The sequence below is a fragment of the Methanobrevibacter sp. 87.7 genome (assembly GCF_002208625.1).
GTDB lineage: Archaea > Methanobacteriota > Methanobacteria > Methanobacteriales > Methanobacteriaceae > Methanarmilla.
Window position 1 is genome coordinate 1 of sequence record NZ_MRCT01000251.1, and the last position, 1,601, is coordinate 1,601.

The 1,601-nt window shown below is 19.2% G+C and carries 2 protein-coding genes; one reads left to right on the forward strand and one right to left on the reverse strand.

From position 1 onward, the window contains the following. Positions 1-305: 305 nt before the first annotated feature. Positions 306-518: a molybdopterin-binding protein gene (locus tag BGI41_RS08030; protein ID WP_088540179.1), complete on the reverse strand. Its 213-nt coding sequence runs from the start codon at positions 516-518 to the stop codon at positions 306-308. Positions 519-849: 331 nt separating this feature from the next. Here BGI41_RS08030 and tsaA point away from each other — a divergent pair, with 331 nt between their 5' ends. Continuing rightward, positions 850-1,341, forward strand: a complete 492-nt coding sequence (gene tsaA, locus BGI41_RS08035; RefSeq protein ID WP_088540180.1) for a tRNA (N6-threonylcarbamoyladenosine(37)-N6)-methyltransferase TrmO — start codon at positions 850-852, stop codon at positions 1,339-1,341. Positions 1,342-1,601: the final 260 nt, after the last annotated feature.

Sequence of the window (1,601 nt, forward strand, 5' to 3'; positions counted from 1 at the left end):
ATATACAATATCAATAAAAATAATAAAAATTAAAAAAATAATATTTAGATTAAATTCTTAAAAATAAAACATTAAAATTAAAATTATAAAACAGAAAATATTAGAAATAAAAATCTAATTAAAACTGTAAAAGAAAAAATATAATAAATATAGACAAAATTAATAAAAAAAAGCTAAAAAATAATATTTTTCTAAAAAGACTGAAATTATAAAATATGGATAATAATAATTTTATGGATAATAATTTACAGCCTTAATAGAAAAATAAAATTAATATAATAGTTTAAAAAGAAACTATTAAAAAATTATAAATCTTTTCCAACAATAACTTCAGTAGCTTTAATAATAGCAGAGACATCATCGCCTTCTTTAAGGCCTAATTTTTCAGCAGATTCACGGGTGATTGCTGCAGTGATAACACCTGGTTCTTCAACTTTAATATGAACATTTGCCATTACTTCACCTAAAGTTACTTTTTCTACTTTACCTTTTAAATTGTTTCTTGCACTAATTGCCATAATAAACTCTCCTTAAATATAATTTAAATAATAAAACAGCAATATATAAATTAAATATTCTAAAAAAAACTATCGATATGAAAAATTAAAAACGATAATTTTAGATAAATTTTAATCCTATTAAAATCTTTATTTAATAGAAAAATTATTTATTAATTATATTTAATTTATATAACTATCTATAGTATAAAGTTATACTTAATACTATATAAATATACTGTTTTTTTCAATATATTAAGATTTCTATCGATTTCTAAAAAATATTCATATCGATAATTTTAATAAAAAATAAAGTAGTAAAATATATAAATTAATAAAACAATGTTATATTATGAATAAAATAGAATTAGAAACAATAGGAACAATTATTACACCATTTGAAAAACCAGAAGGAATGCCTATACAACCTACTGGAGCAAAAGGAGTAAAAGGTGAAATTCACCTAAAAAATGAATATATTGAAGGACTTAAAGATATTGAAGGCTTTTCTCACTTGAATCTTATATATTATTTACATTTAACCAATGGTAATGCATTGACAGTCAAACCATTTTTAGATAATAAACCACATGGTGTATTCGCTACTAGATCACCTAAAAGACCAAATAACATAGGTTTATCAACTGTTAAACTAGATTCAGTAGAGGATAACATTTTATATATTTCAAATATAGATGTTGTTAGTGGTACTCCATTATTAGATATTAAACCATATGTACCACAGCTATATGAAGATACAATAAATGACCTTAGAATAGGTTGGTTTGCAAGTAAGTATGAAAATGCTAAAAATAAAAAAGCAGATAAAAGGTTTGTAGAATAAAATTCTACAGATTTATATTTTTATATACTATTTTTATTGAAAATTAAATTTTAACATATAAAACTATTTTTAAAAACAATGAATTTAAAGCAATACAAACATTAAACCTAATTTTATAAAATAAATAGCTAAAAATAAAATAAAAAACTAATTTTAAAAATAAAAATAAAAACTAAAAAAAATCAAATAAAGCTAATTTTAAAAATTAAAGAATAAATAATAATTAAAAAATATTAAAAAAATATAAGATTTTATAATTA

Coding starts and splice junctions, on each gene's coding strand:
- tsaA (WP_088540180.1), top strand. CDS start 850: ATGAATAAAATAGAATTAGAAACAATAGGAACAATTATTACACCATTT.
- BGI41_RS08030 (WP_088540179.1), bottom strand. CDS start 518: ATGGCAATTAGTGCAAGAAACAATTTAAAAGGTAAAGTAGAAAAAGTA.